The following is a 15,302-nucleotide window of genomic DNA, read 5'->3' on the forward strand; positions in this document are numbered from 1 at the left end:
GGTCGGGTCAGGCGTCGTCGGGCAGCGGGGCGATGAGCGCGACGAGCCGGGGGATCTCGGGGCGTACCCGGTCGGAGACGATGGCCGCGAGCAGGACCGTCCAGAGCTCACGGAGCCGGACGTACAGGTCCGACCGATCGGCGAGGACGTCCGAGACGGTCTGCACCCCCGTGTACGCGGGGATGACGACGCGGCCGACGAGTTCGGGGTCCCACGCGGGGTCGACCTCGCCGGCGTCGATGCCCTGTCGGACGAGGTCGGTCACCACGGCGATCCAGTCGGCGTACGGGTCCTGCCGGGCCACGTCCGCCGTCGCGGCCTCGGTGGACAGACGGATGCCGGCGCTCACGACGGTCTCGTGGATCATCTGCGACGCGAGGCCCTGGGACATCCACATGAGCACCTCGAGCGGGGTCGTCCCGCGGGCGGCCGCCGCCTCGCCGTACCGCCGGGAGACCTCGTGCTGCCGGGCGATCACCGCGCCGGCGAGGTCGGCCTTCGACGTGAAGTGGAAGTACAGCGCACCCTTGGTGAGGCCGGCCCGCTCGGCGACGGCGTCCATCGAGGTGCCGAGGTACCCGCGCTCGTCGAACTCGCCCGCCGCCGCGTCGAGGATCGCGGCACGGGTGGCGACCGCCCGCTGCTGCCGCGTGCCACCGTCCTGCGCCATGATCCTGCAAGCGTACCGATGCGGCCGTCCCAGGCGGTGTCCGGGTGACGTCCGGGAACCTCCCCGGCGGGCTGTCGTACGGTTCCCGGCATGGACGGATGGCGGAACCCGGTGCGCTGGGCACGGACGGGTCGGTGGCTGCTGCTGCCGATCGCCGTGCTCGACTGGGTCGCGCTGGCGCCGCAGACCGTCGTCGTGCTGGCGTTCGCGATCGCCGTGGTCGGGCTGGCCGGCATCGCCGCGGCGCTCGTCGCCCGGATGCTCCGACGGTCGCGGGGTGCGATGGCGGCGCTCGGGGTGGTGCTCCTGCTCGGCGGGCTCGTCGTGTTCGGCCTCGATCCGTTCCCGTCGTCGATCCCGTTCATCGACGGGTGGTGGCCGGAGTCGATCACGCTGCCGCAGGTCGTGGGGAGCGCCTACTGGCAGCTCGCCGGCCTCGGGATCGAGCTCGCCGGGTTCGGGATGCTCGCGACGCTGCTGGTCGTGTCCCTGACCGCGAGGCCCGCGCAGCGCTGACGACCGCGGGCGCGGGCGCTCAGTCGCGCGTGAGGACGAGGAGCGTGCCGGCCGTGGCGACGCCCCGGACCCGGTCGACCAGGCTCGCGGTGTCGTCGGCGCCTCGCACCCATCCGATCAGCGTCTCGAGGTCCCCGACCGCGGCCAGCAGTCCGTCGGTGCACAGCACGACGCGGTCTCCCGACACGAGGTCGAGCGCACCGGGGGTCCGCGGCGTCCCGTCCGGTTGCAGGCCGATCGGCAGGTCGTGCGACCGGAGCACCGTGGCACCGCCGTCGGCGCGCACGACGGCCGCGAGGCCGTGCCCCGCGTCCCCGTACACGACGTGACCCGACGCGGGGTCGAGCCGCAGGTGGAAGAGCGACCCGACGGTGTCCGCAGCCGACAGGTCGGCGGCGACCTGCGCCTCCAGGCCGACGATCGCGGTCTCCATGTCGATGTCGGTCCGCGCGATCACGGCTGCCCGGACCGCTGCTGCCAGCAGTGCCGAGGCGCGACCGGCTGCCGGGACGGCTCCGACGGTGCAGTGCAGGCGGCCGTCGGCGGCGACCCGCCAGTCCGCGACGTCACCGGAGTCCTCGCGGGGGAGCGTCAGCACCTCCAGCGAGTACCCGGGGACCTCGACGGGTCCGGGGACGAGGCCCTCCACGACCCGCCGGACCCGGTCGCGCTCGATCGTGTGCCCGAGCTCCCGCTCCGCCCAGCGCGCGAGGTCGCGGAGCAGGTCGATGTCCTCGGCCGTCAGCGTGCGCGGCGTCGCGTCCATGATGCAGAGCGTGCCGACGCGCGTGCCGTCGAGCATCGACAGCGGCGCGCCCGCGTAGAACCGGATGCCCTGTTCGGTGACCGCGGCGAGGTGGGCGAACCGCGGGTCGAGCGTCGCGTCCGGCACCACCATCGGCTCGTCGGTCAGGACCGTCGTCGAGCAGAACACCTGCTCCGCCGGAGCGCTGCCGCCCTGACGCCAGCCCTGCGTGGACTGCGCCGTGACGAGCCCGTCGTGCACGAGGTTGAGGAAGGACAGCGGGACCCCGAAGGCCTCCTGCGTCATGCGGGTGATGCGGTCGAAGCGCTCCTCGGGGCCGCTGCCGAGGACGCCGAGCGCCTCGACCACGGCCGACCGGTGCGCTGCGGCGTCGAGGTGGGTCACCCGTCCTGTCTACCCGCACCCTCGCCCAGGAACCAGTCCCGCGGGTGGGGGTCGGCGGTCAGTTCGCGTCGCTCGGACACCGGCGCCGCCCACGCGGCCGCGTTCGACAGCACCCGCTGGATGTCCGGGTGGTGGTACACCGGGTACTCCTGGTCACCGGGGGAGAAGTAGAAGACCTTCCCGAGGCCCCGGCGGTACGCGACGCCCGAGCGGAAGACCTCGCCGCCGGCGAACGTCGACAGGAACACCTCTTCGTCGGGGCGCGGGATGTCGAAGTACTCGCCGTACATCTCCTGGCGGTCGATGACGATCGGGTGCGGGACGCCCGCGGCGATCGGGTGCTCGGGCGCCACGGTCCAGACGAGCTCGCGCTCCCCGTCGTTCCGCCACTTCAGGGAGCAGGTCGTGCCCATCAGGCGCTTGAACGGCTTCGAGTAGTGCCCGGAGTGCAGCACCACGAGGCCCATGCCCGCGTGCACGGCATCGACCACGAGGTCGACGACGGCGTCGCTGACCTCGTCGTGGGCGGCGTGGCCCCACCAGAACAGGACGTCGGTGGTGGCCAGGCGCTCGGCGGTGATGCCGTGGTCGGGCTCCTGCAGGGTGGCGGTGCTCACGGACGCGTCGGGGTGGTGCTCGCGGAGCGCGGCGGCGATCACGGTGTGCATGCCGTCGGGGTAGTGCCCGACGACGGTCTCGTCACCCCGGCTCTCGTGCACGTTCTCGTTCCAGACGACGATGTTCAGGGGACGGGATTCGGTCGGCGTCGACATGGCTCCCACGCTAGTCCGCCTGGTCGTCGAATCGATACGACCATCGGAGTGTCGGGGCTTTCCCGGGAGGCGTCCGCGACGATGTCCGCATGACTCCCCGCTCCCTGTTCCGCGCCGCCGCGGTCGCCGAACTCGTGACCTGGACCATGCTCATCGCCGGGATGGTGCTCAAGTACGGCCTCGGTGCCGGCGACTGGGGCGTCCGGATCGGGGGCGGGGTGCACGGGTTCGTGTTCCTGGCGTACCTCGTCGTGACGACCGTCGTCGCGGTGAACCAGCGGTGGTCGGCCGGAGCGCTCGTGCTCGGGTGGGCGAGTGCCGTCGTGCCGTACGCGACGGTGCCGTTCGAGGTCGCCGTGGCCCGGCGCGGGATGCTCGAGGGTCCGTGGCGCCACGGTGCCGAGGGGCGCGTCGGCTTCTGGGACCGCCTGCTGTTCTTCGTGGTGCGGCACCCGGCGGTGTCGATCCTCGTCGGCGTCGTGGCCGTCGCCCTGGTGTTCGTGGCGCTGCTGGCCGCCGGCCCGCCCGTCCCGTCCCGTCCTGACGCGCTGCCTTCGTGAGCAGGAACGGTCGGGTTCGTGATGCGGACCCGACCGTTCCTGCTCACGAAGCGCGGCCCGGGTCGCGACCACACGACGGACGGGAGGCGCGGTGCCAGCCGGCACCGCGCCTCCCGTTCGTGCGTCCCGCGTCTACAGCGCGGCGAGGATCCCGTTCAACGTGGCGGACGGGCGCATCACGGCGCTCGTCTTGGCGTCGTCCGGACGGTAGTACCCGCCGATGTCCGCCGGGTGCCCCTGCACGCTGTTCAGCTCCTCGACGATCGTCGACTCCTGCTCGTCGAGCGTCGCCGCGATCTCGGCGAACGCCGAGGCGAGCTGGGCGTCGGTCGTCTGCGCCGCGAGCTCCTGGGCCCAGTACTTCGCCAGGTAGAAGTGGCTGCCGCGGTTGTCGATCGACCCGAGCTTGCGCCCAGGCGACTTGTCCTCGTCGAGGAACGTGCCGGTCGCACGGTCGAGCGTCTCGCCGAGGATCTTCGCCCGCTCGTTGCCCGTCACACCGGCGAGGTGCTCGAGGCTGACCGCGAGGGCGAGGAACTCGCCGAGGCTGTCCCAGCGCAGGTAGTTCTGCTCGACGAGCTGCTGCACGTGCTTCGGCGCCGAACCGCCGGCACCGGTCTCGAACAGACCGCCGCCGCCGAGGAGCGGGACGACGGAGAGCATCTTCGCCGAGGTGCCGAGCTCCATGATCGGGAACAGGTCGGTGAGGTAGTCGCGGAGCACGTTGCCCGTGACGGAGATGGTGTCCTCGCCGCGGCGGATGCGCTCGAGCGAGAAGCGCATCGCGTCCTCGGGGGAGAGGATCTCGATCTGCAGCCCGTCGGTGTCCTGCTCGGCGAGGTAGGTCCGCACCAGGCCGATGAGGTTCGCGTCGTGCGCACGGGTCTCGTCGAGCCAGAACACCGCGGGGGACCCGGTCGCACGGGCACGCGTCACGGCGAGCTTCACCCAGTCGCGGATCGCGACGTCCTTGGTCTGGCAGGCGCGCCAGATGTCGCCGGCCTCGACCTCGTGCTCGATGACCGTCTCGCCGCCGCTCGTGACCACGCGGACGCGGCCGGCTGCCGGGACCTCGAAGGTCTTGTCGTGCGAGCCGTACTCCTCGGCCTTCTGCGCCATCAGGCCGACGTTCGGCACCGAGCCCATGGTGGCCGGGTCGAACGCACCGTTGGCGCGGCAGTCCTCGATCGTGGCCTGGTAGATGCCGGCGTAGCTCGAGTCCGGGATGACCGCGAGGGTGTCGTGCTCCTCGCCGTCCGGACCCCACATGTGGCCCGAGGTGCGGATCATCGCGGGCATCGAGGCGTCCACGATGACGTCGCTCGGGACGTGCAGGTTCGTGATGCCCTTGTCGGAGTCGACCATCGCGAGCTCGGGGCCCGCGTCGATGCCGTCCGCGAACGCCTGCTTGATCTCCGCACCGTTCGGCACGGCGTCGAGCCCGGCGAGGATCGAGCCGAGGCCGTCGTTCGGGTTGAGCCCGGCGGCGGCGAGGTCGGCACCGAAGCGCTCGAAGACGCTCGGGAAGAACGCCCGGATGACGTGGCCGAAGATGATCGGGTCGGAGACCTTCATCATCGTGGCCTTGAGGTGCACCGAGAACAGGATGCCCTGCTCCTGCGCCGCGCGGATCTGGTCCTGCAGGAAGGCCTCGAGCGCGCGGACGTGCAGCACCGTGCCGTCGACGACCTCGCCCGCGAGGACGGGGATCGACTGCTTGAGGACCGAGGTCGCACCGTCGGCACCGACGAACTCGATCGTCAGGACGTCGTCGGCGGGGGCGATCCAGGACTGCTCGTTCGAGCGGAAGTCGTCCGTGCCCATCGTCACGACGTTCGTCTTCGAGTCGTGGCTCCAGGCGCCCATGCGGTGCGGGTGCTTGCGGGCGTAGTTCTTGACGGAGAGCGGCGCGCGGCGGTCGGAGTTGCCCTCGCGCAGGACCGGGTTCACGGCGCTGCCCTTGGTGCGGTCGTAGCGGGCGCGGGCGTCGCGCTCGTCGTCGGTCGTCGGCTCGTCGGGGTAGTCCGGCAGGTCGTAGCCCTGCGCCTGGAGCTCCTTGATCGCGGCCTTGAGCTGCGGGATCGACGCCGAGATGTTCGGCAGCTTGATGATGTTCGCCTCGGGGGTCTTCGCGAGGTCCCCGAGCTCGGCGAGGGCGTCGTCCAGGCGCTGCTCGGCGGTGAGCCGCTCCGGGAACTGGGCGATGATCCGGCCCGAGAGCGAGATGTCGCGGGTCTCGACGTCGACACCTGCGGTGCCGGCGAAGGCCTGGATGACCGGGAGGAAGGAGTGGGTGGCGAGGAACGGCGCCTCGTCCGTGAGGGTGTAGATGATCTTGGCCATGCTGGCGGGTACTCCCTTGTTCGACCGTCGGTACGTCCACGCTACTCGCGCAACGGGATGTCTCGACATCAAGATACATGGTGCCGCCTGCGTGGAGCAGATGCTCGGATGGCTTCCTGGAGGCGCACTGTCGACTCATAGGAACGTCGCGTGGAGTGGTCTTCCGCACCACACGACCGCAGGAGGCGCGCATGTCGACGACACGGCAGACACCGGAGGACTTCGGGTGGTCCGCGGAGGACCTCCGTTCGGCGTACGCCGTGGACGGCAGCGGGCCGTACCGGTACGCGCCGGACGGGTCCGGGCCGTTCTCGTACGACGAGGACGGCTCCGGGCCGTGGTTGGTCGGTCCGACGCCGCGTCGTGGGCTCGCCCGCTTCGCGCCGCGGGACCGTGGGTCGGGCTCGCGGCTGCGGCGGATCGGGACCGCCGTGACCGCGGGCACGCTCGCGCTCGTCCTGGCCGCCGGCAGTGTCGCGGTCGTCGCCCACGTCGTTCCTCCACACCACGCGGTCAACGCCTCGGCGGTCCACAGCGCGGAGCCGGACCGGGACTGATCGCCCGGAACGGTGCCACGCTGGGGGAGTGAACGAACTCCTCGTCATCGGTGTGGTCGCCCTGGTCGCCATCGCGGGCGCCGCCGTGCTCGGCCCGCGCATCGGGGTCGCCGCGCCGCTCGTCCTCGTCGCGGTGGGGGTCGCCGCGAGCCTCGTGCCGTGGATCCCGCACGCCCGGATCGAACCGGAGTGGATCCTCGCGGGGGTGCTGCCGCCGTTGCTGTACTCGGCGGCGGTGTCGATGCCGTCGATGAACTTCCGGCGGGAGTTCGGCGCGATCAGCGGCCTGTCGGTCCTGCTCGTCGTCGCGTCGAGCCTGGTGCTCGGGCTCTTCTTCGCGTGGGTCGTCCCGGGGCTGGGCTTCTGGTGGGGCATCGCGCTCGGGGCGATCGTCAGCCCCACCGACGCCGTCGCGACCTCGATCGTCAAGCAGACCTCGGTGTCACGGCGGGCGATCTCGATCCTCGACGGCGAGTCGCTGCTCAACGACGCGACCGCGCTCGTGCTGCTCCGCACCGCGATCTTCGCCGCGGGCGCGTCGTTCTCGTTCTGGGGCGCGCTCGGGGACTTCGCCCGGGCGGTCGCGATCGCCGTCGTCATCGGCTGGTTCGTCGGCTGGCTCAACGTCTGGGTGCGGTCCCGGGTGCCGAACGCCGCGGTGAACACGGCACTGTCCTTCGCGGTGCCGTTCGTCGCCGCGATCCCGACCGAGCACTTCGAGGGGTCCGGCCTGGTCGCGGCCGTCGTCGCGGGGCTGTTCACGGGCATCGTCGGCCCGCGCAGGCTCCCCCCGGGGCACCGGCTGTCGGACGCCCAGAACTGGCAGACGATCGAGCTCGTGCTCGAGGGTGCCGTGTTCCTGACGATGGGGCTGCAGCTCGCGTCGATCCTCGGCGACGTGCAGGACCAGCACGCCGGGATCGGGCCGGCGCTCCTCATCGCCGTCGGCGCCCTCGTGCTCACCGTCCTCGTCCGGGCCGCCTACGTCGTGCCGCTGCTGCTCGCCCTGTCCGCCAGCGCCAAGCGCGGCGAACGGATGCAGACCCGCTTCGCGGAGATGCACGCGCAGGACCGCGACGCCATGAGCGAGGTGATCCGCGAACACCGACCGGGCAACCGGGCGCCGTCCGAACGGGAACTCGACCGGTTCGCGGTGCGGGTCCGTCGCACCCTGGCGGACATCGCGTACTACACGAAGGCGCCGCTCGGCTGGCGGGAGGGCACCGCGGTGGTCTGGGCGGGGATGCGCGGCGCGGTGACCGTCGCGGCGGCCCAGACGCTCCCCGAGGGCACGCCCCAGCGGTCGCTGCTCGTCTTCGTCGCGTTCGCCGTCGCACTGCTGTCGCTCGTGGTCCAGGGCGGGACGATCGGGCCGCTCCTCCGTCGCATCGCCGCACCGACGACGGACACCGCCGCGCAGGACACCGAGGAACGCAAGCGGCTCCTCGAGCTCATGCGGGCAGCGGCGGAGCAGGTCCCCGGGACGAGCGAGGCCGGACCCCGCGCGCGGGAAGAGCTCGAGGCCGCCGACCCCGCCGAACTCCGGGCGTGGATGGGGCGCGAGAAGGCTCGGCGCCTGGCGGTGCTCGAAGCGCAGCGCGCCGCGATCCTCGATGCCCGCGACGACGGCAGCTTCGACGCCGAGGTGCTCGAGTCGATGCTGCAGAACCTCGACGCCGAGCAGATCGCCCTCGAGCTCAGGGGCGCTCCCGCGCGGTGAGGGTCACTCGCCGATGCGCACCCGGAAGACCCGGACGCCGGCGGTCTTCAGGGCCGCGAGTCCCACGCGCATCCGGAAGTTCCGGAACGGCCGCTCGAACCCGGACGGTGCCGACGCCGCGCCGATCTGGTGGAGCACCTCGGACGTCAGCGTCCGCTCGACCTTCGGCGCGAGCCGGGTCAGCCCCGAGACCGTCACGACGATCCGGACCGCGTGCGGCGCGAGCAGCGGGTCGATCATCTCGGCGGCCTCGTGCGCACGGTGGAACGCCGGGTCGTCACCGGGCCGACGGATCGCGATGACGGCGAGTTCGGCGTCCCAGGTCTCCTCGGGGTCGGGCAGGTCGTCCACCCCGACCACGCGCATCCGGGCGGCGTCGACCCCGGCCCGGACGGCAGCGGTCCGGAGCACCGGCAGGAGCTCCTGCGTCCCGGCGAGCACGACGTGCGCCGACGCCAGGTCGACCGGTTCGTGCCGCTCGCGCGGTGTTCGGGCCATGTGGAGGGTCCTTTCCGCTCGCTCACTGCGGACACTACTGATCGGGCGGCATCCGGGGCCGGGGCGGGCTGTGGGATCAGCAGCCTCCCAGCACTTCGGTAACGATGAGATCACGAAAGGACCTGTACAAAGCGACAGAGTCGTGCAGAATGGTGGGCGGCCATGACGACTGCACGCGAACTCGACCAGCACCCGGACACCCCGGTGGTGCACCTGTCCCGTCGCGCCGCCCTCGAGGCCGAGCGCGCCGCAGCCCGCAAGCCGGCCCGCCGCGAGCGGACGCCGAAGGCCGAGCGCACGCCCGCGCCGCCTCGCGCGCCGAAGCCCGAGCGCACCGGTCGCCGAGCGGCCGCCGCGCGTGCGACGACCGAGCACGTCGACGCCCGCATCCAGCGCGTCGTCCGTCGCCCCGCACCCAGCGTGCCCGCCGTCGCCCGGGCGACCCGCGCCTCCAGGTCCCGCCGCGCCAGCCGCGTGACGCTCACGAGCGCCCTCGCCGCCCTCGCGATGTTCGCCGCGTCCGCGATGCCCGCGCACGCCAGTGCCGGCACCTCGATGGCGACCGCGACCCTCGCACCCTCTGTCCGCACGCAGGACTACGCCGTGACGCAGGCGATCTCCGCCTCCGCCCTCGACCGCGACGGCTTCACGGTCGGCGGCGGTTCGGCCGGGGCCCCGGGCACGTCGGTGTCCTACGGCGGCGAGGTCCGGTCGCCGTTCCCCGGGCCGGTACGGATGAGCTCGGGCTTCGGCTACCGCTCGGCTCCGTGCGGCGCCTGCTCGTCGCTCCACCAGGGCCTCGACTTCAACCCGGGCATGGGCGCGCCGATCGGTGCCGTGGCCGCGGGGACCGTCCGGGTCTCCGGCACGTACTTCTCGTACGGCACCGCGGTGATCATCGACCACGTGATCGACGGGCGCGAGGTCTCGACGCTCTACGGCCACATGATCCCCGGCTCCTCGCCACTGAAGGTCGGCGACACCGTCGAGGCCGGACAGTTCATCGGCAAGGTCGGCTCCTCCGGGGTCTCGACCGGGGCGCACCTCCACCTCGAGGTCCTGATGGACGGCGAGACCCCGATCGACCCGGAAGCCTGGCTCGAAGCGCGCATCGGGCGTTCCCTCACCGCCTGATCAGGTTCCCTGTGCATGCTCACAGGCATGGACGACTGTCACAGACCGCCCGCCCGTCGCCGATCTGAGCCGGCAGCCCGCTGATGGGACCCGACACCTGGATCGCCTTCGGGCTCGTGGTCCTCTTCGTGCTCGTCGGTGGCGTGTTCGCCGCAGCCGAGATCGCCCTCGTCTCCCTCCGTGAGTCGCAGCTGCAGCAGCTCGAGCGCCGCGGGTCCCGGGGGATGCGGGTCGCCGAGCTCGGCCGCGACCCGAACCGCTTCCTCTCCGCCGTGCAGATCGGCGTGACCGTCGCCGGGTTCTTCTCGGCCGCGTACGGCGCGTCGTCGATCGCTCCGGACGTCGCCCCGCTGTTCACGGGCCTCGGGCTCGAGCAGGGTGCTGCCGAGACGGTGGCACTGGTGCTGATGACCCTCGTGATCGCCTACCTGTCGCTGGTCTTCGGCGAGCTCGTGCCGAAGCGGCTCGCCCTGCAGCGCGCCGAGGGCTTCTCGATGGCCGTGGCCCCGACGCTCGACCGGTTCGCCACGCTCATGCGCCCGGTGATCTGGCTGCTCTCGAAGTCGACCGACACCGTCGTGCGGCTGCTCGGCGGGGACCCGAACGCCCGGAGCGAGTCGATGAGCACCGAGGAACTCCGCGGTCTCGTCGAGGACCACGACGCCATCGACGCCCAGGGACGCCGGATCGCCCGGAGCGCCCTCGACGCGGGCGACCGGATCCTCCGCGAGTCGATGCGGCCCTGGTACGACGTGTCGACGATCGACGCGGGCACTTCGATCGCCGCGGCCACCGACCACGCCATCGACCTCGGGCACACCCGGTACCTCGTCACCGACGGCACGCGGGACCACGTCGACGGGTTCGTCCACCTGCGGGACCTGCTGCGCCCGGAGGACCCCACCGCACCGGTGTCGACCCTCGTGCGTCCGGTGCTCGCGCTGCCCGAGACGAAGTCGCTGTCGAGCGCGATCGCGGACATGCGCACCGAGGGACACCAGATCGCCCTGGTCGTCGACGAGTACGGCGGCAGCGCGGGCATGGTGACGCTCGAGGCGCTGCTCGAGGACCTCGTCGGACGCATCCGCGACGAGTACGACGAGCCCGCGGCCGAGCACGACGGCGTCGACGGGGCGACCGTGCTCGAGGACCTCGTGGCCGACGGCGGCCCGGCCCTCCCCGACGGCGACTACGAGACGGTGGGCGGCCTGGTGCAGGTGGCGCTGGACCGCGTGCCCGAGGTCGGGGACGTCGTCGAGGTCGGCGGCCACCGGCTCGAGGTGACCGCCATGGACGGTCACCGCGTGGCGCGCGTGCGCATCACGGCCGACGCAACCGCCTGACGCGGGCGCGCCCCGCTCGGCGGCAACGCGGAGCGTTGCGCGGGGCGCGCCGACCGAGCCTGCGAGGGAGGACGGCGCGGACCCGCCCCGCGCCTCCCGTCCGTCCCGTCCCGGGTACGGGCAGGGCCTGCCGCGGTACCAGCCACGGGACGTACGCTCGTCGCATGGGTATCGACGTGCGCAACGAGATCCGCGACTTCCTGTCCTCGAGGCGGGCGCGGCTCACTCCCGAGCAGGTCGGCATGCCGTCGTTCGGCGGCGGTGTCCGACGGGTGCCGGGACTGCGTCGGCACGAGGTCGCCATGCTCGCCGGCGTCAGCGTCGACTACTACACGCGGCTCGAGCGGGGTTCGCTCAAGGGCGTCTCGGACAGCGTGCTCGAGGGGCTCGCCGGTGCGCTGCAGCTCGACGAGGACGAGCGCGTGCACCTGTGGGACCTCGCCCGCCTGGCGAACGCCGGCGTGAAGGTCATGCACCGCAACGTCCCGACCCGCGTGCGCCCCGGTGTGCAGCGGCTGCTCGACTCGATCACGGGAGCGCCCGCCTGGGTGCGGAACGAGCGCGGTGACGTGGTCGCGACGAACGAGCTCGGTCGCGCGCTGTACGCGCCGATGTTCGCGGGTCCCGGTCGCCCGGTGAACACCGCGCGCTTCACGTTCCTCGACCCCGCGGCGAAGGAGTTCTTCGCGGACTGGGCGCAGACCGCTCGGGACGCGGTGGCGATCCTCCGTGCGGCCGCGGTCTCGAACCCGTGCGAGCCCGGACTCGTGACCCTCGTCGGCGAGCTGTCGACCCGGAGCGAGGAGTTCCGCACGTGGTGGGCCGCCCACGACGTCCGGATGCACCGCACCGGCAAGAAGCGGCTCGTGCACCCCATCGTCGGTGAGCTCCGGCTCGACTACGAGGCGCTGGAACTCGTCGCGGACCCGGGCCTGGTGATGTTCTCGTACTCGGCCGAACCCGGCAGCGAGTCCGAGCGGTCCCTGGCGCTCCTCGGGTCGTGGGCTGCGACCGAGCGTGCCGAGCACTACGCGGCGCTGCGCGAGTCGGAGACCGAGTCGGTCGACTGACCCCCCGCCCGACGGGCGTCAGACGGTGGAGGTCGTGGGACCGGTCGCGTCCGGGCCGGCGCCACCGTCCTCGATCCCGTCGACGACGGCGTCGTACCGCAGCCGCTCGATGCGCAGCTGCCGCTCCGTCGCGGACAGCCGCAGCACGCGGATCGCGGCGAACACGAGCACGATGAGCGCGACCGTCAGCACGGCGAGCGCCACGACGAACGCGATGTACAGGACACTGACGACGGCGAATCCCCCGGAGACCATGGCCCGACCGTAACAGGCCCGGTCCGTAGGCTGGGGCCGTGACGAGGACGACGGACGGTTCAGCGGGGGATGCCGACTCCGCCCGCATCGGTCAGGACCACCGGAAGTACCGTCGGCCGGAGCCGTCCTTCGCCCGGGCGATCGCGAAGGCCCTCGGTGACGCCCGGACGGTCCTCGACGTGGGCGCCGGCGCCGGGTCCTACGAGCCCACCGACCGCGAGGTGACCGCGGTCGACGCCACCGCCGAGGACCTGCCGTTCGCCGACGACACGTTCGACGCCGCGATGACGACCTTCTCCGTGCACGAGTGGGGCGACCTCGAGCGTGGGCTGGCCGAGCTGCGCCGGGTGACGCGGGGCCCGATCGTGATCCTGACGTGCGACCCCGACCGTGTCGAGGACTTCTGGCTCGCCGAGTACGCCCCCGAGGTCATGGCGACCGAGGCCCGGCGGTACCCCTCGCTCGCCCGGATCGCGGCCGCCCTCGCCGACGACGCGGTGACGACCACGCGCCTGCCGATCCCGTTCACGTGCGTCGACGGGTTCTCCGAGGCGTACTACGCGCGACCGGAACGCCTCCTCGACCCGGGCGCGCGACGGGCGGACCCGGCGTGGAGCTCCGTCGACGAGATGACCGCACGGCGATCCGTCGCCGCGCTCCGCACGGCCCTCGAGTCCGGCGAGTGGGACCGAGCCCACGGCGCCCTCCGCACGCAGCCGACGTTCGAGGGCTCGCTCGTCCTCCTCACCGCGCAGCCGCGCCCGGCTTGACACGTCGACGTAGGCTGGTCGGGTGAGCTTCCAGGAGGTGGTCGGCGCCCGTTTCGCCGACATCAGGGCGTGATGCCCCCGGTCGCACCGTTCGGTGCGGCCGCCGTCATCGAACCCTGAACCCTCCGCCCGGTGCGGCATGCGTCCGCGTGCCCCGGGCCCGTCCGAGAGCGAACCACCATGCTGCCCATCAGCGAGAAGACCATCCGCACGTCCTTCGTCAACGCCTCCCGCAAGGAGACCGGCGACCTCACGCTGCCCGCCGACCTCGAGACCGTCGACTGGGACGCGCTCGACTACCTCGGCTGGCGCGACCCGAAGCTCGCCCGGCGCGCGTACGCCGTCGTGCCGACCCTCGAGGGCGACCTCGTCGGCATCCTGTTCCGGCAGGCCGAGGCCTCGCCCCGTGCCCGGGCACAGTGCTCGTGGTGCCAGGACGTGAAGCTCCCCAACGACGTCGTGTTCTACAGCGCGAAGCGGTCCGGCAAGGCGGGTCGCAACGGCAACACCGTCGGCACGCTCGTCTGCCAGGACTTCCAGTGCTCGCGCAACGTCCGGCGGACGCCGCCGCTCGCGTACGAGGGCTACGACGTCGAGGCCGCACGGCTGCAGCGGATCGAGGACCTGCAGCTCCGCGCGGCGTCCTTCGCCGCGGAGGTCTAGTCGCGACTGCGCACGCGGACGACGAGTGCGCGGCGTGCAGCGCGCGCAGACGTCGTCGAGATGCGCACCTGCGGTTCGGGAGGCGCGGTGCGGGTCCGACCCGCGCCTCCCGTCCCGCAGCTGCGACCGTTCCGGGACCGTGGGCCACGTCGCGCGGGAAACCGCCGCGTAACCCCCGTGAAACGGGCGTTCCGTAGCGTGGCGGCATGGACATCGGCGAGCTCGACGACGCGACCGTCTCCGACGCGGTCGCCACGGCCACCGGGTGGGCGGCGGTCCCGGCGTGGGCCGACGCACTCGCCGCCGGACGACCGTACGGCTCCGTCGCCGCGCTCCTGGCGCGTGCCGCCGCCGAGGCCCGGGGGTGGGGCGCCGCCGAGCTCGACGCCGCCCTCGCCCAGCACCCGCGGATCGGTGAGCGGGGCAGCGATGCCTCGTCAGCCCGGGAGCAGTCGGCCATGCGCACCGCGGACGACGACGTCGCCCGGGCGATCGCCGCGGGGAACGCCGAGTACGAGCGGCGGTTCGGCCGGGTGTTCCTCGTGCGCGCGGCCGGCCGGACGCCCGAGGAGCTCCTCGCCGAACTCCGACGGCGGCTCGGCAACGATCCCGACGTGGAGGTCGCGGAGGCCGCCGGTGCCCTCGCGGACATCGCACTGCACCGCATCCGCGCGACCTTCGCCGTCGCCCAGCTGACCACGCACGTCCTCGACGCGACCCGGGGCACACCTGCCGCGGGGGTAAGCCTCGTGCTGAGCACCGTCGACGGCGACGTCCTCGCGACCGGCACCACCGACACCGACGGACGCGCTGCCCTCGGGCCGGACGTCCTGCCGCGAGGCGACCTCCAGCTGCGCTTCGACACCGGCGCGTACCACCGCGCCGCCGGCGTACCGACGTTCCACCCGTTCGTCGTCGTGGCCTTCACCGTGGACGGGACCGAGCACCTCCACGTGCCGCTCCTGCTCAGCCCGTTCGCCTACAGCACCTACCGCGGAAGCTGATCCCATGCCGCGCGGGGCATGTGTCCCGCCCGCAGCGCACGAGCGGGCGAAATGTGCGCGGCTCCCATGGCGAACGGCGCATGTTCCGCCCGCTCGCCGAGCCGGGCTGTCGGGCGTGTGTCGCGTCCGTCGCCGGACCGACGCCCGGAACGCACGCCGAGACGGCCTGGAGGCGGGGGGGGCGGCGGGCCCCCCCCCCCCGGCCGGGCGGCGGGGGGGGGGCCCCCCCCCCGCCCCCCCCCCCCCCCCCCCGGCCCCCCCCCCCCCCCCCCCGCC

The 15,302-nt window shown here is 72.9% G+C and carries 16 protein-coding genes and 1 pseudogene; 11 read left to right on the forward strand and 6 right to left on the reverse strand.

The features are described from left to right. Positions 1-7 precede the first annotated feature (7 nt). A complete protein-coding gene (locus tag ACIPEP_RS07500; RefSeq protein ID WP_071302407.1) occupies positions 8-670 on the reverse strand; it encodes a ScbR family autoregulator-binding transcription factor in 663 nt (220 codons plus the stop codon). Positions 671-760: 90 nt separating this feature from the next. Here ACIPEP_RS07500 and ACIPEP_RS07505 point away from each other — a divergent pair, with 90 nt between their 5' ends. Next, the gene (locus tag ACIPEP_RS07505) at positions 761-1,186 is read left to right on the forward strand and encodes a hypothetical protein (protein WP_402716896.1); all 426 of its coding nucleotides are present in this window, start codon (positions 761-763) and stop codon (positions 1,184-1,186) included. Positions 1,187-1,205: 19 nt separating this feature from the next. Here ACIPEP_RS07505 and ACIPEP_RS07510 read toward each other — a convergent pair whose 3' ends face one another. Both ACIPEP_RS07510 and ACIPEP_RS07515 read right to left on the reverse strand, forming a co-directional pair. After that, positions 1,206-2,336, reverse strand: a complete 1,131-nt coding sequence (locus tag ACIPEP_RS07510; RefSeq protein ID WP_402716897.1) for a GAF domain-containing protein — start codon at positions 2,334-2,336, stop codon at positions 1,206-1,208. Continuing rightward, positions 2,333-3,109 (reverse strand): ThuA domain-containing protein, encoded by a 777-nt coding sequence (locus ACIPEP_RS07515; protein ID WP_402716898.1) that lies wholly within the window; start codon positions 3,107-3,109, stop codon positions 2,333-2,335. The genes ACIPEP_RS07510 and ACIPEP_RS07515 overlap by 4 nt, the downstream gene beginning before the upstream one ends. A gap of 89 nt (positions 3,110-3,198) precedes the next feature. On the opposite strand from ACIPEP_RS07515, the gene ACIPEP_RS07520 reads away from it, so the two are divergent. Next, positions 3,199-3,669 (forward strand): DUF3817 domain-containing protein, encoded by a 471-nt coding sequence (locus tag ACIPEP_RS07520; protein ID WP_402716899.1) that lies wholly within the window; start codon positions 3,199-3,201, stop codon positions 3,667-3,669. Between the two features lie 132 nt (positions 3,670-3,801). On the opposite strand, the gene ACIPEP_RS07525 is transcribed toward ACIPEP_RS07520, so the two are convergent. Continuing rightward, a complete protein-coding gene (locus ACIPEP_RS07525) occupies positions 3,802-6,012 on the reverse strand; it encodes an NADP-dependent isocitrate dehydrogenase (RefSeq protein ID WP_402716900.1) in 2,211 nt (736 codons plus the stop codon). A gap of 191 nt (positions 6,013-6,203) precedes the next feature. Here ACIPEP_RS07525 and ACIPEP_RS07530 point away from each other — a divergent pair, with 191 nt between their 5' ends. Together ACIPEP_RS07530 and ACIPEP_RS07535 are read left to right on the forward strand one after the other, a co-directional pair. Further along, the gene (locus ACIPEP_RS07530; RefSeq protein WP_139219768.1) at positions 6,204-6,569 is read left to right on the forward strand and encodes a hypothetical protein; all 366 of its coding nucleotides are present in this window, start codon (positions 6,204-6,206) and stop codon (positions 6,567-6,569) included. A gap of 28 nt (positions 6,570-6,597) precedes the next feature. Continuing rightward, positions 6,598-8,289: a cation:proton antiporter gene (locus tag ACIPEP_RS07535; RefSeq protein ID WP_402716901.1), complete on the forward strand. Its 1,692-nt coding sequence runs from the start codon at positions 6,598-6,600 to the stop codon at positions 8,287-8,289. Positions 8,290-8,292: 3 nt separating this feature from the next. Here ACIPEP_RS07535 and ACIPEP_RS07540 read toward each other — a convergent pair whose 3' ends face one another. Continuing rightward, a complete protein-coding gene (locus tag ACIPEP_RS07540; protein WP_070417557.1) occupies positions 8,293-8,787 on the reverse strand; it encodes a hypothetical protein in 495 nt (164 codons plus the stop codon). Positions 8,788-8,949: 162 nt separating this feature from the next. Here ACIPEP_RS07540 and ACIPEP_RS07545 point away from each other — a divergent pair, with 162 nt between their 5' ends. The 3 genes from ACIPEP_RS07545 to ACIPEP_RS07555 all read left to right on the forward strand — a co-directional run bounded on the left by ACIPEP_RS07545 (position 8,950) and on the right by ACIPEP_RS07555 (position 12,334). Next, positions 8,950-9,921 carry a M23 family metallopeptidase gene (locus tag ACIPEP_RS07545; RefSeq protein WP_402716902.1) on the forward strand — a complete coding sequence of 324 codons (972 nt, stop codon included), beginning with the start codon at positions 8,950-8,952 and terminating at the stop codon, positions 9,919-9,921. A gap of 83 nt (positions 9,922-10,004) precedes the next feature. Further along, positions 10,005-11,264, forward strand: coding sequence for a hemolysin family protein (locus ACIPEP_RS07550; protein WP_071294176.1), 1,260 nt, complete (start codon positions 10,005-10,007; stop codon positions 11,262-11,264). A 164-nt stretch (positions 11,265-11,428) separates the two neighbouring features. Continuing rightward, entirely contained in the window at positions 11,429-12,334 is a 906-nt protein-coding gene (locus tag ACIPEP_RS07555) for a helix-turn-helix transcriptional regulator (RefSeq protein WP_070417554.1), read from the forward strand. 18 nt (positions 12,335-12,352) lie between these two features. On the opposite strand, the gene ACIPEP_RS07560 is transcribed toward ACIPEP_RS07555, so the two are convergent. Continuing rightward, positions 12,353-12,589, reverse strand: a complete 237-nt coding sequence (locus ACIPEP_RS07560; protein WP_402716903.1) for a hypothetical protein — start codon at positions 12,587-12,589, stop codon at positions 12,353-12,355. 38 nt (positions 12,590-12,627) lie between these two features. Between ACIPEP_RS07560 and ACIPEP_RS07565 the strand changes: the two genes are divergently transcribed. From ACIPEP_RS07565 to uraH, 4 genes and pseudogenes are all read left to right on the forward strand, one after another. Continuing rightward, positions 12,628-13,359, forward strand: a complete 732-nt coding sequence (locus tag ACIPEP_RS07565; protein WP_402716904.1) for a class I SAM-dependent methyltransferase — start codon at positions 12,628-12,630, stop codon at positions 13,357-13,359. 180 nt (positions 13,360-13,539) lie between these two features. Further along, complete coding sequence (locus tag ACIPEP_RS07570) at positions 13,540-14,022, forward strand: FBP domain-containing protein (RefSeq protein ID WP_071302396.1); 483 nt, start codon at positions 13,540-13,542, stop codon at positions 14,020-14,022. Positions 14,023-14,228: 206 nt separating this feature from the next. Continuing rightward, positions 14,229-14,687, forward strand: a pseudogene (gene uraD / locus ACIPEP_RS07575) (2-oxo-4-hydroxy-4-carboxy-5-ureidoimidazoline decarboxylase); the annotation flags it as partial. Then, complete coding sequence (uraH, locus tag ACIPEP_RS07580) at positions 14,688-15,026, forward strand: hydroxyisourate hydrolase (protein ID WP_402717069.1); 339 nt, start codon at positions 14,688-14,690, stop codon at positions 15,024-15,026. It begins immediately after the preceding pseudogene. The last annotated feature ends 276 nt before the right edge of the window (positions 15,027-15,302 follow it).

This window comes from Curtobacterium sp. NPDC087082 (assembly GCF_044745045.1).
Lineage (GTDB): Bacteria > Actinomycetota > Actinomycetes > Actinomycetales > Microbacteriaceae > Curtobacterium.

What these genes read in the sequence shown, in the direction of transcription:
- ACIPEP_RS07500 (WP_071302407.1), bottom strand. Translation starts at nt 670, where the DNA reads ATGGCGCAGGACGGTGGCACGCGGCAGCAGCGGGCGGTCGCCACCCGT.
- ACIPEP_RS07505 (WP_402716896.1), top strand. Translation starts at nt 761, where the DNA reads ATGGACGGATGGCGGAACCCGGTGCGCTGGGCACGGACGGGTCGGTGG.
- ACIPEP_RS07515 (WP_402716898.1), bottom strand. Translation starts at nt 3,109, where the DNA reads ATGTCGACGCCGACCGAATCCCGTCCCCTGAACATCGTCGTCTGGAAC.
- ACIPEP_RS07520 (WP_402716899.1), top strand. Translation starts at nt 3,199, where the DNA reads ATGACTCCCCGCTCCCTGTTCCGCGCCGCCGCGGTCGCCGAACTCGTG.
- ACIPEP_RS07525 (WP_402716900.1), bottom strand. Translation starts at nt 6,012, where the DNA reads ATGGCCAAGATCATCTACACCCTCACGGACGAGGCGCCGTTCCTCGCC.
- ACIPEP_RS07530 (WP_139219768.1), top strand. Translation starts at nt 6,204, where the DNA reads ATGTCGACGACACGGCAGACACCGGAGGACTTCGGGTGGTCCGCGGAG.
- ACIPEP_RS07540 (WP_070417557.1), bottom strand. Translation starts at nt 8,787, where the DNA reads ATGGCCCGAACACCGCGCGAGCGGCACGAACCGGTCGACCTGGCGTCG.
- ACIPEP_RS07545 (WP_402716902.1), top strand. Translation starts at nt 8,950, where the DNA reads ATGACGACTGCACGCGAACTCGACCAGCACCCGGACACCCCGGTGGTG.
- ACIPEP_RS07550 (WP_071294176.1), top strand. Translation starts at nt 10,005, where the DNA reads ATGGGACCCGACACCTGGATCGCCTTCGGGCTCGTGGTCCTCTTCGTG.
- ACIPEP_RS07555 (WP_070417554.1), top strand. Translation starts at nt 11,429, where the DNA reads ATGGGTATCGACGTGCGCAACGAGATCCGCGACTTCCTGTCCTCGAGG.
- ACIPEP_RS07560 (WP_402716903.1), bottom strand. Translation starts at nt 12,589, where the DNA reads ATGGTCTCCGGGGGATTCGCCGTCGTCAGTGTCCTGTACATCGCGTTC.
- ACIPEP_RS07570 (WP_071302396.1), top strand. Translation starts at nt 13,540, where the DNA reads ATGCTGCCCATCAGCGAGAAGACCATCCGCACGTCCTTCGTCAACGCC.